This is a genomic window from Micromonospora sp. NPDC002389 (assembly GCF_040296095.1).
Classification (GTDB): Bacteria; Actinomycetota; Actinomycetes; order Mycobacteriales; family Micromonosporaceae; genus Micromonospora.
On sequence record NZ_JBEOWP010000020.1, the window covers coordinates 13,924 to 26,680 of the forward strand.

Annotated in this window: 11 protein-coding genes; 8 read left to right on the forward strand and 3 right to left on the reverse strand. The window is 73.0% G+C overall.

All coding sequences use genetic code 11. The annotated features are described in order from the left end of the window. Positions 1 to 127 precede the first annotated feature (127 nt). Positions 128 to 886 carry a lysophospholipid acyltransferase family protein gene (locus ABT008_RS27315; RefSeq protein WP_350699712.1) on the forward strand — a complete coding sequence of 253 codons (759 nt, stop codon included), beginning with the start codon at positions 128 to 130 and terminating at the stop codon, positions 884 to 886. Positions 887 to 910: 24 nt separating this feature from the next. Here the strand turns inward: ABT008_RS27315 and ABT008_RS27320 are convergent, their stop codons facing one another. Beyond that, positions 911 to 2,686, reverse strand: a complete 1,776-nt coding sequence (locus tag ABT008_RS27320; RefSeq protein ID WP_350699714.1) for a hypothetical protein — start codon at positions 2,684 to 2,686, stop codon at positions 911 to 913. A gap of 196 nt (positions 2,687 to 2,882) precedes the next feature. Here ABT008_RS27320 and ABT008_RS27325 point away from each other — a divergent pair, with 196 nt between their 5' ends. The 7 genes from ABT008_RS27325 to ABT008_RS27355 all read left to right on the forward strand — a co-directional run bounded on the left by ABT008_RS27325 (position 2,883) and on the right by ABT008_RS27355 (position 11,767). Further along, positions 2,883 to 4,868 (forward strand): TIGR03960 family B12-binding radical SAM protein, encoded by a 1,986-nt coding sequence (locus ABT008_RS27325; protein ID WP_350699716.1) that lies wholly within the window; start codon positions 2,883 to 2,885, stop codon positions 4,866 to 4,868. Between the two features lie 99 nt (positions 4,869 to 4,967). After that, complete coding sequence (locus tag ABT008_RS27330) at positions 4,968 to 5,687, forward strand: TIGR03936 family radical SAM-associated protein (protein ID WP_350699822.1); 720 nt, start codon at positions 4,968 to 4,970, stop codon at positions 5,685 to 5,687. A 131-nt stretch (positions 5,688 to 5,818) separates the two neighbouring features. Further along, positions 5,819 to 8,839: an Rne/Rng family ribonuclease gene (locus ABT008_RS27335; RefSeq protein ID WP_350699717.1), complete on the forward strand. Its 3,021-nt coding sequence runs from the start codon at positions 5,819 to 5,821 to the stop codon at positions 8,837 to 8,839. A gap of 346 nt (positions 8,840 to 9,185) precedes the next feature. Next, positions 9,186 to 9,500, forward strand: a complete 315-nt coding sequence (gene rplU, locus ABT008_RS27340; RefSeq protein ID WP_117229528.1) for a 50S ribosomal protein L21 — start codon at positions 9,186 to 9,188, stop codon at positions 9,498 to 9,500. 11 nt (positions 9,501 to 9,511) lie between these two features. Beyond that, the gene (gene rpmA, locus ABT008_RS27345; protein ID WP_091077796.1) at positions 9,512 to 9,766 is read left to right on the forward strand and encodes a 50S ribosomal protein L27; all 255 of its coding nucleotides are present in this window, start codon (positions 9,512 to 9,514) and stop codon (positions 9,764 to 9,766) included. 89 nt (positions 9,767 to 9,855) lie between these two features. Further along, positions 9,856 to 11,304 (forward strand): GTPase ObgE, encoded by a 1,449-nt coding sequence (gene obgE, locus ABT008_RS27350; protein ID WP_350699720.1) that lies wholly within the window; start codon positions 9,856 to 9,858, stop codon positions 11,302 to 11,304. Between the two features lie 70 nt (positions 11,305 to 11,374). Beyond that, positions 11,375 to 11,767 (forward strand): GNAT family N-acetyltransferase, encoded by a 393-nt coding sequence (locus ABT008_RS27355; protein ID WP_350699722.1) that lies wholly within the window; start codon positions 11,375 to 11,377, stop codon positions 11,765 to 11,767. A gap of 37 nt (positions 11,768 to 11,804) precedes the next feature. Here ABT008_RS27355 and ABT008_RS27360 read toward each other — a convergent pair whose 3' ends face one another. Both ABT008_RS27360 and ABT008_RS27365 read right to left on the reverse strand, forming a co-directional pair. Continuing rightward, a complete protein-coding gene (locus ABT008_RS27360; RefSeq protein ID WP_350699723.1) occupies positions 11,805 to 12,284 on the reverse strand; it encodes a DUF4383 domain-containing protein in 480 nt (159 codons plus the stop codon). A gap of 193 nt (positions 12,285 to 12,477) precedes the next feature. Beyond that, the gene (locus tag ABT008_RS27365) at positions 12,478 to 12,696 is read right to left on the reverse strand and encodes a DUF397 domain-containing protein (RefSeq protein ID WP_093407559.1); all 219 of its coding nucleotides are present in this window, start codon (positions 12,694 to 12,696) and stop codon (positions 12,478 to 12,480) included. Positions 12,697 to 12,757: the final 61 nt, after the last annotated feature.

Below are 12,757 nucleotides of genomic sequence, written 5' to 3' on the forward strand. Positions count from 1 at the left end.
TGTATAGCAGGGGGCCCTTCCTAACATCCCACCCAGCCTGCGGACCGGCGCCACCTCGCGCAGGTCGGTGTGCGACGGTCCGCTACGGTGACACCGCCCCTACCCCACTCGATCCGCCGGAGGACCAGTGCCGCTGCTCTACACCATCGGCAGGTACACCGTGGCCCCGGCACTGCGGCTGGCCTTCCAGCCGAACGTGGAGGGGCTGGAGCACATCCCGGCGTCTGGCGGCGCGATCTTCGCGGGCAACCACCTGTCCGTGGCCGACGAGTTGTTCCTCGGCACGGTGGTGCCACGGCACCTGGCGTTCTGGGCCAAGTCGGACTACTACAAGGGCACCGGGGCGAAGGGCGCGTTCCACCGGTTCGTACTCAACGGACTGGGCGCCATCCCGGTCGAGAGGGCCGGCGGGCGGGCGGCGTTGACCGCCTTCGACGCGGCGATCCCCGCCCTCCAGGGCGGCGACCTGGTCGCCATCTATCCCGAGGGGACCCGTTCGCCGGATGGCCGGCTCTACCGGGGACGTACCGGCACCGCCCGGCTGGCGCTGGCCGCCGGTGTCCCGATCATCCCGGTGGGCATGATCGGCACCGACAAGGTGCAGCCGATCGGCGCGCGGATGCCGCGACCCGGACGCGCGAAGATCACCGTACGGTTCGGCAAGCCGCTGGACTTCACCGGCCGCCCGGCGGACCGGACGTCGCTGCGGGAGATGACCGACGAGCTGATGGCCGAGATCCAGAAGCTGACCGGCCAGGAGTACGTCCCGCGCTACGCCCCGCCGCGCGCGAAGCCGCCGACGCCGGGCGAGCCGACGCCGGGCGGTCCTGCCACGGGTGAGTCGACTCCGGGTCAGCCGACTCCGGGCGAGCCGACCGCCGGCTGAGCGAGGGACCGAGGCGGCCCCCGCTCAGCCGCCGTTCGTCGAGACGATCTGCCGCCGCATCGTGGCGAGCAGTTGGGCGCTGTCGTCCACCGAGAGTCCGGTGAAGACCGCGCTGGTGATGCTGCCGTGGTCAACCGAGGTGCAGACCACCACCCCGACGCCGTCGACGGTGCCCACGGCGCACCGCTCGTGCCGTCCCCGTACGCCGGTCTCCACGACCTGCGCCTCGCCGAGCGAGTACTGCTGGGTGAGCCGTTCGATCTCGCTGTCGGCGTCGGCCGAGGGGGCGAAGCGGAAGCCGGTGCCGCCGAAGACGGTGACCTGCTTGCCGGCGCTGGTGGCATAGATACCGGCGAAGGTGTCGTCGGCGAGCAGGTGCGCCTGCCGCACCTGTGACTCCAACTGCCGGGCAGCCTGCGTACTGCGATCGTCCTGGCGGAGCTCCAGGTCGGCGACCTGGCTCGGCAGCGAGGCGTTCGCCGGGTACTGGCTGGCCATCGGGACCCCGTAGTAGGCCGGGCAGCCGCAGCAGCAGGCGATCGTCAGCAGCAGCATCCAGGGCCAGCGGCGGCGCTTACGGCGACGTGCGTACCCCGGGGGTGCCTGCCAGCCCGGCGGCGGCGCGGGGGGTCCGGACTTGCGTCCTCGCCAGCCCCGGACCTGCGGCGCAGGCGGAGCGGCCGGCGGTGCCGGCGGAGGGGCGTGCCGCACCGGCGGCTGCGCGACCGGCTGAGGACGACCCGGCGCCGCCGGCGGCCGCATCGGCGCGGCGGGTGCCGGCGGGGCGGGGCGGCCGGCCTGCGGTGGGTACGCGCTCGGCTGGTGTGCCGGTGGGGCGGACGAGACCGGCGGCGGGTACGCGGCGGGCTGGTGTGCGGGCGGCGCGGACGATACCGGCGGTGGGTACGCGGCGGGCTGGTGCGCCGGTGGCGCGGACGAGACTGGCGGTGGGTACGCGGCGGGCTGGTGCGCTGGCGGCGCGGGTGAGACCGGCGGAGGCACGGGGGTGTAGGACCGGGTCGCCGGCGGTGCGGGGTAGGACAACGTGGGAGGCGGCAGGGCGGGCATGTCCGACGAGGGCAGATGCCAGCCGCTGGTGTCGACGCCGGCCCACGGGTCCACCGGGGTCTGGTGCTCCGGCGCGTCGGCTGGCGCCACCGGCGGCAGCGGGGTGGGCTCGGCGGACTGGCCCCAGACGCGACGGCGCGGCGGTGGCGGCGGCACGGCGGCCGACCCGCTCCAGCGCGGCGCGGGCTCCTCCACAGCCGTCGCATCGGGCACGGGCGTCGCCTCGGGCATCATCCGGGTGCCCTGCGGACCGACCTCGGGGGGCGGTGCCACGGTGGTACGCGCGCCGTCCTCGGACAGCGTCGAGTCGTGCCGCCCGTCGGCCTCATCGACACCCCGGGTCGAGTCGGCCTCGTTCACCGGCCGGGTCGAGTCGATCTCGTCCACCGGCCGCGTCGGGTCGGGCTCGGTCCCGGCCCGGGTGGGGGCGACCTCGGCCCGGGTCGGGTCGGGCTCCACCCGCGTCTGATCAGGCGTGACCTCTGCCCGGGCGGGCGCTGCCTCGGCTCGGGGCGGGTCGAGCGGTGCGGCTGGTGGGGTGGGGCGGGACGGTTCGGCGGGACTGGTCGGGTCGGCGTCGCCGACCGGCTGGGTCTCGTCCGCCGCCGAGGTGGTGGCGGGCGGTGCGGGGTCGAGGGTCTGCTCCTGGGTGACCGCTGACTCCCCGTTCCGGTGTGTCTCCGGACGGTTCCCGTCGACCGGCCGGTCTGTTCCCGGCTGCGGCTCCGGCATCGCGGCAATCTCCTCTCACGCCGACCCGAGGTTAGTACCGGTGTGCCACCGGAGCCGAACCAGGCCGGGTACCACTGCCCGACGGGGTGGCCGACGACCAGTGGTCGCCGCTGCGGGCCGGGACTGATTCCGCTGGTTCCCGGGTCGGCCAGGTGTGGCGTGGTGGTCGGTGGGTGGGCGCGTACCCTTGGGCATCATGAGCGTCCCGTCCACCACTCCGCGTGCCGTCGCGGCCAATTCCGTCTGGCCCCGGCTGGAGCCGCTGCTGCCCCAGGTGACCAAGCCCATCCAGTACGTCGGTGGCGAACTGGGTGCGGTGGTCAAGGACTGGGACTCCGCGACCGTGCGCTGGGCGTTGATGTATCCGGACGCGTACGAGGTGGGCCTGCCCAATCAGGGCGTGCAGATCCTCTACGAGGTGCTCAACGAGCTCCCCGACACGCTCGCCGAGCGGACGTACGCGGTCTGGCCGGACCTGGAACGGCTGATGCGTACCCACGAGGTGCCGCAGTTCACCGTCGATGCGCACCGCCCGGTCGGTGATTTCGACCTGTTCGGCGTCTCGTTCGCCACCGAGCTGGGCTACACCAACCTGCTCACCGCCATCGATCTGGCCGGTATCCCGCTGCTCGCGGCCGACCGCACCGACGCCGACCCGGTGATCGTGGCCGGCGGCCACGCCGCGTTCAACCCGGAGCCCATCGCCGACTTCGTCGACGCCGCCGTGCTCGGTGACGGCGAGGAGGCGGTGCTGGAGATCACCGCGATCGTCCGGGAGTGGAAGGCGGAGGGTTCGCCCGGCGGCCGGGACGAGCTGCTGCTGCGGCTGGCCCGCACCGAGAGCGTCTACGTGCCGCGCTTCTACGACGTGGACTACCTGCCCGACGGCCGGATCCAGCGGGTCGTGCCGAACCGGGCGGACGTGCCGTTCCGGGTGCACAAGCGCACCACGATGGATCTGGACGCGTGGCCGTACCCGCGTAAGCCGCTGGTCCCGCTCGCCGAGACGGTGCACGAGCGGTACGCGGTGGAGATCTTCCGGGGCTGCACCCGGGGCTGCCGGTTCTGCCAGGCGGGCATGATCACCCGCCCGGTGCGGGAACGGTCCATCACCACGGTCGGGCAGATGGTGCAGGAGGGGCTGGAGTTCTCCGGCTTCCACGAGGTGGGCCTGCTGTCCCTGTCGTCGGCCGACCACTCCGAGATCGGTGACATGTGCTCCGGCCTCGCCGAGCAGTACCAGGGCACCAACGTGTCGCTGTCGCTGCCGTCGACCCGGGTGGACGCGTTCAACATCGATCTCGCCCAGGAGTTGTCCCGCAACGGCCGCCGGACCGGTCTGACCTTCGCCCCTGAGGGCGGGTCGGAGCGGATCCGCAAGGTGATCAACAAGATGGTGTCGAAGGACGACCTCATCCGCACCGTGGTCACCGCGTACACCAACGGCTGGCGGCAGGTGAAGCTCTACTTCATGTGCGGCCTGCCCACCGAGACCGACGAGGACGTCCTCGAGATCGCCGACATGGCCCACGAGGTGATCCGGGCCGGTCGGGCCGCCACCGGCTCGAAGGACATCCGCTGCACGGTCTCCATCGGCGGGTTCGTGCCGAAGCCGCACACCCCGTTCCAGTGGGCGTCGATGCAGCGCCCGGAGGTCATCGACCACCGGCTCAAGCTGCTCAAGCAGGCGATCAACGCGGACCGTTCGCTGGGCCGGGCGATCGGCTTCCGCTACCACGACGGTGAGCCCTCGCTGATCGAGGGACTGCTGTCCCGGGGCGACCGCCGGGTCGGCGCGGTGATCCGCCGGGTGTGGGAGAACGGCGGCCGGTTCGACGGCTGGAGCGAGCACTTCTCGTACCAGCGCTGGGTGGAGGCGGCCACCGAGGTGCTGCCCGGGTTCGGGGTGGACCTCGACTGGTACACCACCCGCGAGCGCGAGGAGCTGGAGGTCCTGCCCTGGGACCACCTGGACTCCGGCCTGGACAAGGACTGGCTCTGGCAGGACTGGCAGGACTCCCTCAGCGAGTACGAGCAGGACGACTGCCGCTGGACGCCCTGCTTCGACTGCGGCGTCTGCCCGGCCATGGACACCGAGATCCAGATCGGCCCGACCGGCCGGAAGCTGCTCCCGTTGACCCCGGTCAACGGTCTGAAGCTGCCCACCGGCGCGCAACAGTGACCCCGGGGCCCCGGGTGGGGCCCGACACCGAGGAGCAGGACGATCAGTAGGAAACCTCAGCCCGAGGGCGGCCAGGCGCCGGTCGTCCAGCGCGTCCGCATCCGGTACGCCAAGCGCGGCCCGCTGCGGTTCACCTCGCACCGGGACTTCGCCCGGGCGTTCGAGCGGGCGCTGCGCCGTGCCGGCGTACCGGTGGCCTTCTCCCAGGGGTTCACCCCGCACCCGAAGATCTCGTACGCCAGCGCCGCGCCGACCGGCGTCGCCAGCGAGGCGGAGTACCTGGAGATCGGCCTGCGCGAGCCGGTGGACCCGGCGCAGTTGCGGGAGGCGCTGGACACGGCGCTCTCGCCCGGCCTCGACGTGCTCGACGCGGTGGTGGCCACCGGCAGTGGCCTGGCCGACCGGATCCAGGCGTCCCACTGGCGGATCGAGCTGCCGGAGGTGGACCCCGAGGTCCTGGACAAGGCGGTGACCGCGTTCCTGGCCGCCGACGAGGTGCTGGTGGAGCGGATGACCAAGCAGGGGCGGCGGACCTTCGACGCCCGCGTCGCCGTCACCCGGATCGATATGATCACGTCGTCGGCGACGCCTTCCGTGGCCCCGGCCGTACCGTGTGCGATACTCGAACTGGTCGTGCGGCAGGTCACCCCGTCCGTACGGCCCGATGACGTCCTTTCCGGCTTCCGCGTGGTGGCCGGCCTGGAGCCGCCGGTAGCCCCGAAGGTGACCCGGCTGGCTCAGGGCACGCTGACCGCGCAGGGTGCGATCGTGGATCCGCTGGACGCGGACCGCGACGGGGCAACCATCGGCGGGCGCTGACCGACGGTCGGTGCTCAGACAGGCAGACTTCGCCGGTCGCGCACGCCCGTGCGCCCGGGGAAACACCTTTGCGGCGACCCTGCGTGGCAGCGCTCACCCGCGCCCGGGGAAGCCAGAACTGGAGAACGTCCATGCTCGAGAACGAGCCCGAGGGCGGCGAACGGACCGGTGCGAACCCGGCCGGCGAGACCGCTGACGACAGCACCACCGGCACGGCGGGCGCCGCACCGGCGGCCCCCGACGCGTCGGGGGAGACCTCCGGCACCGTGAGCGGCGCGGCCGACCTGGGCAGCCCGTCCGCCGCCGAGGCACCGCCCCGCAGGCGGGCCACCCGTCGCCGGGCCACCCCGGTCACCCAGGCGGAACAGACCGACGCCCCGATCGAGGCGTCCAGCACCCCGGCACCGGGCAGCTCGGAGGCCCCGCAGGCCGAGGTCTTCGCCCCGGTCTCCGGTGACCTGGACGAGGCGCCGAAGACGCCCCGGCGACGCCGCAAGGCCACCACCGCGTCGAAGGCCGCCGAGGAACCGCTGGCCGCAGCCGAGGTCGAGGCGGCCGGTGGGGACGTCGTACCACCGGTCAAGGTGACGCGTACCCGCCGGAAGAAGGCGACCCCGCCGCCGGCCGAGGTCCCGGCCGTCGCCGAGGAGGCGGCGGCCGAGGAGCCGGCACCTGCGGCCGGTACCGACTTCGGCTCGGCCGCGCTGCCTCCCGAGGGCGCTGCGTCGGTGGAGGCCACCGAGACCGACCCGGCCGAGCCGGTGACCCCGGAGGGGGAGGCCACGGCGGAGGAGGCCACGACCGAGCCGGCACCGGAGCCCCGGTCCCGCCGTCGGCGTGCCGCGCTCACCGCGCCGACGGTGCTGTTCATGGCGCCGGAGGAGGTCACCGCCGCCCGCGCCGCCAGTGCTGCCGCCGCCGCTGCGGCTGCTGCCGCACCGGCCGCCGAGGAGGAGACGACCGAGGAGCCGGCCGAGCCGACCCGGCGTCGCCGTCGGGGTCGGCGGGAGCCCGAGCCGGAGCCCGCCGAGGTGGAGGTCGAGGTCGAGGAGGAGCCCGCCGCGGAGGCCGAGGAGGCCGCCGACGACGAGGACGAGGACGGCTCGGGACGGCGTCGCCGTCGGCGTGGCCGCCGGGGCCGGGGCCGGGGCAAGGGCGGCGCCGAGGACCTCGACGACGCCGAGGAGAACGAGGCCGAGGAGGCCGCCCAGAGCGACGCGGACGAGGCCGAGACCGAGTCGGACGAGACCGGCGACGAGGGCGACGGCGACGGGATGACCCGGCGTCGGCGTCGCCGCCGCCGCCGTGGGGCCGGCGACACCGACGGCGGTGCCGACGACGGCGTACCCACCGTGGTGAAGATCCGGGAGCCGCGCCGCACGGTCGACGAGGTGCAGGGCGTCTCCGGCTCGACCCGGCTGGAGGCCAAGCGGCAGCGCCGCCGGGACGGCCGCGAGCAGCGCCGGACCCGCCCGCCGATCCTGAGCGAGTCGGAGTTCCTGGCCCGCCGCGAGGCGGTCGACCGGGTGATGGCGGTACGCCAGCGCGGCGACCGCACCCAGATCGCCGTCCTGGAGGACGGTGTGCTGGTCGAGCACTACGTGACCCGCAACTCCGCCGCGACCATGGCCGGCAACGTCTATCTCGGCAAGGTGCAGAACGTGCTGCCGAGCATGGAGGCGGCGTTCGTCGACATCGGCCGGGGCCGCAACGCGGTCCTGTACGCGGGCGAGGTCAACTGGGACTCCACCGGCCTGGAGGGGCGGGCCCGCTCGATCGAGCAGGCGCTCAAGTCCGGTGACTCGGTGCTGGTGCAGGTCACCAAGGACCCGATCGGGCACAAGGGCGCCCGGCTGACCAGTCACGTCGCGCTCTCCGGTCGGCACCTGGTGTACGTGCCCGGCGGCAACGCCTCCGGGATCAGCCGCAAGCTGCCGGACACCGAGCGCAAGCGGCTGCGTGACGCGCTCAAGAAGCTGGTGCCGGACGGTGCGGGTGTGATCGTCCGGACCGCCGCCGAGGGTGCCAGCGAGGACGAACTGGCCCGCGACGTCAAGCGGCTCCAGGCGCAGTGGGAGGACATCCAGGCCAAGTCCACCGAGGGCGGTGCGCCGGTGCTGCTCTACGAGGAGCCGGACCTGGTCATCCGGGTGGTGCGGGACCTGTTCAACGAGGACTTCCGCGAGCTGGTGATCGAGGGCGACCAGTCGTACGACATGGTCGAGTCGTACCTGTCGCACGTCTCGCCGGACCTGGTCGCCCGGCTGCGCCGGCACGCGGGCACCACCGACGTGTTCGCCGCCTACCGCATCGACGAGCAGATCCTCAAGGGGCTCGACCGCAAGGTCTTCCTCCCCTCCGGTGGTCACCTGGTGATCGACCGGACCGAGGCGATGACCGTGGTCGACGTCAACACCGGCAAGTACACCGGCGCGGGCGGCAACCTGGAGGAGACGGTCACCCGCAACAACCTGGAGGCGGCCGAGGAGATCGTCCGCCAACTGCGGTTGCGCGACATCGGCGGCATCGTGGTGATCGACTTCATCGACATGGTGCTGGAGTCGAACCGGGAGCTGGTGCTGCGCCGGTTGACCGAGTGCCTGGGCCGGGACCGTACGAAGCACCAGGTCACCGAGATCACCTCGCTGGGTCTGGTGCAGATGACCCGCAAGCGGATCGGTGCCGGGCTGCTGGAGGCGTTCAGCGAGACCTGCGACTGCTGCAAGGGCCGGGGCCTGGTCATCCACACCGAGCCGGTGCCGGAGAAGCCGCGCTCCGGCGGCACGGAGAAGGTGAAGGCGGTCGCCTCGGCCGCGCCGGCTGCCGAGCAGACCAGCGGCTCGTCGCGGCGTCGGGGTCGCAAGAGCGCCGCCGAGCGGACCGTGGTCGAGGTCACCGACACCGAGGAGACCACCACCGCCACGGCCGACGCCGACTACCACGACACGATGGGCTACGACCTGTCCCGGTACGAGACGGACACCCCGGCCGCCCCGGACGTGGCCGACAGCCAGCAGGGCGAGTCGGCCCGGCTGGCCGCTCCGGACGACCCGGACGCGCTGGGCGAGAGCGACGAGGAGGAAGGTGTCGAGGGTGGCACCGGCCGCCGTCGCTCCCGCCGTGGTGGTGCGCGCCGCCGTACCCGACCCTGACCACGTGGCGGTGAGCCGGACCCGGTCCGCCGCCCCGACGTCGACGAGCCCCGCCCGCGGTGACATCCGCCGGGCGGGGCTCCGGCGTATTCTGGTGCAGGTGCGGTCCGGCGGATGACGCCACGGCCGATGACGCAACAGCCGGTGACCGGCCGATGGCCGAGCGCTGACCCGGCCCGGTGGGGGTGGCCCGGTTTGGGACCGGCCCCGACCATGGCGTACGCTAGCCTGCGGCGCACTTTGGTGTGCCGAGTTCCCGTGTGCCCGCGCCGCCGTGCCTCTGCTACCCGGCGAGCCGCCGCGGGGACGACCGCCAGCAGCCTCAACGACAGGGAGTCCGCCTCCGATGTACGCGATCGTCAAGACCGGCGGCAAGCAGTACAAGGTCGCCGAAGGCGACGTGATCGAGGTCGAGAAGCTCGCCGGTGCCCCCGGCGACGCGGTGAAGCTCGCCGCGGTGCTCCTCGTCGACGGTGACGACCTGGTGACCGATGCGGCCAAGCTCGCCGAGGTCGAGGTGTCCGGCGAGATCGCCGCGCACACCAAGGGCCCGAAGATCCGGATCCACAAGTTCAAGAACAAGACCGGCTACCACAAGCGCCAGGGTCACCGCCAGCCGCTGACCCAGGTCAAGGTGACCGGCATCTCCAGCGGGAAGTAGGTCGTCCTCAGATGGCTCACAAAAAGGGTGCGTCCAGCTCGCGTAACGGCCGTGACTCCGCGGCCCAGCGGCTCGGCGTGAAGCGCTTCGGTGGTCAGGTCGTCAGCGCGGGCGAGATCATCGTCCGGCAGCGTGGCACCAAGTTCCACCCCGGTGACCTGGTCGGCCGTGGCGGCGACGACACGCTGTTCGCGCTGTCCGCCGGTGCGGTCCAGTTCGGCACCAGGCGCGGTCGCAAGACCGTCAGCATCGTGCCGCAGCAGTAGCTTCGAGGCGAAGCGGGCCGTGGACCTGATGTCCCGGCCCGCTTCGCCATTTCTCACGCGGGGTCGCGCCCCGCTGGAAGGATTGCGGCGTGACGACGTTCGTTGACCGGGTCGTCCTGCACCTGCAGGCCGGCGACGGCGGGCACGGCTGTGTGTCGATCCACCGGGAGAAGTTCAAGCCGTTCGGTGGCCCCGACGGCGGTAACGGCGGCCATGGCGGCAGTGTGTCGCTGGTGGTCGACCCGCAGGTGCACACGCTGCTCGACTTCCACTTCCGCCCGCACGTCAAGGCGCCCAACGGTCGCGGTGGCGCGGGCTCCAACCGGGACGGCGCCAACGGTGGCGACCTGGTGCTCACCGTGCCGGACGGCACGGTCGTGCAGACCGCCGACGGCACCGTGCTGGCCGACATGGTCGGCGCCGGCACCACCTTCGAGGTGGCCCGGGGCGGGCGGGGCGGCCGGGGCAACGCCTCGCTGGCCAACGCCCGCCGGAAGGCGCCCGGCTTCGCCGAGTTGGGCGAGCCGGGTGAGCAACTGGACGTGGTGCTGGAGCTCAAGAGCGTCGCCGACGTCGGCCTGGTGGGCTTCCCGTCGGCCGGGAAGTCGTCGCTGATCTCGGTGATCTCGGCCGCCAAGCCGAAGATCGCCGACTACCCGTTCACCACGCTGGTGCCGAATCTCGGCGTGGTGCGGGTCGACAACCACACCTTCACCGTCGCCGACGTGCCCGGTCTGATCCCGGGCGCGGCCACCGGCAAGGGCCTGGGGCTGGAGTTCCTGCGGCACGTCGAGCGGTGTGCCGTGCTGGTGCACGTGATCGACACCGCCACGTTGGAGGCGGGTCGGGACCCGTTGGCCGACATCGACACCATCGAGGCGGAGCTGGCCGAGTACGGCGGTCTGGCCGACCGGCCGCGCATGGTGGCCCTGAACAAGATCGACGTGCCCGACGGCCGGGACCTCGCCGAGATCGTCCGGCCCGACCTGGAGGCGCGCGGCCTGCGGATCTTCGAGGTGTCGGCGGCGACCCGGGAGGGTCTCAAGGAGTTCACCTACGCGATGGCCGAGCTGGTGGATCAGGCGCGGGCCGCCGTGCCGCCGGCCGAGCCGACCCGGATCGTGATCCGCCCCCGGGCGGTCGACGACGCCGGGTTCACCGTCGAGGTGCAGGACGACGGCTCCTACACGGTGCTCGGTGGCCGCCCGGAGCGGTGGGTACGCCAGACGAACTTCGACAACGACGAGGCGGTCGGCTACCTCGCCGACCGGCTGGCGCGGCTCGGTGTGGAGGAGAAGCTGGCGAAGGCCGGCGCCCAGCCGGGCGACCTGGTGCGCATCGCGGACCGGGAGTTCGACTGGCAGCCGACCCTCTATGCCGGGGCCGACTACGTGCCGGGTTCCCGGGGCCGCGACGAGCGGCTGGAGGAGAAGACGAACCGGGCCAGCGCGGCGGAGCGGTTGGCGGCCCGCAAGGCCCGCCGGCAGCGGCCGGCGGACGAGGTGGAGGCGGCGCCGACGCCGGACGACGCCGAATAGCACGCTGCTCGGCGAAACGGGTACAACTGCCAGAAACCTTGGCGAAAACCCCACGGCTTAGCGTGGCGGGATGCTGATCCAGTCCCGCCCCGTCACCGACCCGGAGGTCGCCACCCTCGTCGCCGCGTGGCGGCGTGAAGTCGGTGCGACCGGCGGTCCGCGTGACGACGGGGGACACCTGGTGGCCGTGCTGCACGGGCGGGCGGTGGCCTGCGGCGGCGTCCACGAGCTCGGCGACGGTGTCGGTGAGCTGTCGGGACTGTACGTGCGGCCGGCGTACCGGCGGCAGGGCATCGCCCGGCACCTGCTGGTCGCGCTGGAGGAGGTGGCCTTCCGGCAGGGCTGCGCGGTGCTGCGGGTGGCTGTCGGCGCGTACGGGCCGGTGGCCGGGGCGCTCTACCGGTCCTGCGGGTACGCGCCGGTGGGCGCGTACCTGGCCAAGCGGTTGCCGCTCGCCGCCTGAGCGGTCCTGCCGCCGGATCGCGTGGTCGTGTCGCGGGTCAGGGGCGGTCGAGCGGGTCGTCCAGCCGTCCGCCGGTGCCCGCGCGGTTCGACAGCAGCAGACCGAGGACCAGCATCCCCAGGGCCAGGCCCAGGTGCAGCCAGTTGTCCGCGCCGTTCACCGGTATCCAGTTGGCCCCCGCCCGGTCGACGACCACCAGGCCGTAGATCCAGAGCACGAGGTACACCGCGCCGCCACCGATCAGGAAGAGACGTGCGCCGCCCAGGCTGCGGGCCAACGCCAGGCCGATCACGCCGAAGGCGAGGTGGACCAGGTTGTGCAGGACCGAGACCTGGAACACGCCGAGCAGCTTCGCCTCGGAGTGGTGGCCGGCGAAGGACAGCTCGCCGTAGTTCGTGGTGATGCCGGGGACGAACCCGAGCACCCCGATCAGGAGGAAGACCACCGCCAGGATCATGGCGGCGAGCTGTGCGCGGGTGGTGCGCCGGGCCGGCTTCTCCAGCGACCTGTGCGCCATCGTCGTCACCTCCGTGAGCCCGCGACCGTCGCGGGGTGGGTCCCCGGCTCTGACGATCTCGCATGCGCGCGTCGTCGGGGGCGACTCCGGAGAAATGCCGCACCTTGGGGGTGCGCTGCCCGTCGCCGGCCCCGGGTGCCCCGGTCCGGCACGGCGGGACGAACCCGCCGACCGGGGCCACCCGGCGGTGGGCTCAGTCCAGGTCGAACTCGCCGTCCTGGGCGCCCGCGACGAAGGCGTCCCACTCGGCCTGCGTGAACACCAGCACCGGACCGTCCGGCTCGGCGGAGTTACGCATACCGATGAGGTCGTCGACGAAGGCGACCTCCACCGCCGCCTCCGAGGTGTCGCCCTCGGCCCGCTGCCAGACCGCCCGGGAGAGGTCGAAGTCACCCTTGGGGTGCGCTGTCATTGCGTCAGTCCTCCAGTACAGGGAAATGGGGAAGCTCGTTCGATGCCTCATCGGGCAGGAT

Excerpts from the sequence above, each read along its gene's own strand:
- rplU (WP_117229528.1), top strand. The coding sequence starts at position 9,186 with ATGTACGCGATCGTCAAGACCGGCGGCAAGCAGTACAAGGTCGCCGAA.
- ABT008_RS27360 (WP_350699723.1), bottom strand. The coding sequence starts at position 12,284 with ATGGCGCACAGGTCGCTGGAGAAGCCGGCCCGGCGCACCACCCGCGCA.
- rpmA (WP_091077796.1), top strand. The coding sequence starts at position 9,512 with ATGGCTCACAAAAAGGGTGCGTCCAGCTCGCGTAACGGCCGTGACTCC.
- ABT008_RS27355 (WP_350699722.1), top strand. The coding sequence starts at position 11,375 with ATGCTGATCCAGTCCCGCCCCGTCACCGACCCGGAGGTCGCCACCCTC.
- ABT008_RS27365 (WP_093407559.1), bottom strand. The coding sequence starts at position 12,696 with ATGACAGCGCACCCCAAGGGTGACTTCGACCTCTCCCGGGCGGTCTGG.
- ABT008_RS27325 (WP_350699716.1), top strand. The coding sequence starts at position 2,883 with ATGAGCGTCCCGTCCACCACTCCGCGTGCCGTCGCGGCCAATTCCGTC.
- ABT008_RS27320 (WP_350699714.1), bottom strand. The coding sequence starts at position 2,686 with ATGCCGGAGCCGCAGCCGGGAACAGACCGGCCGGTCGACGGGAACCGT.
- ABT008_RS27335 (WP_350699717.1), top strand. The coding sequence starts at position 5,819 with ATGCTCGAGAACGAGCCCGAGGGCGGCGAACGGACCGGTGCGAACCCG.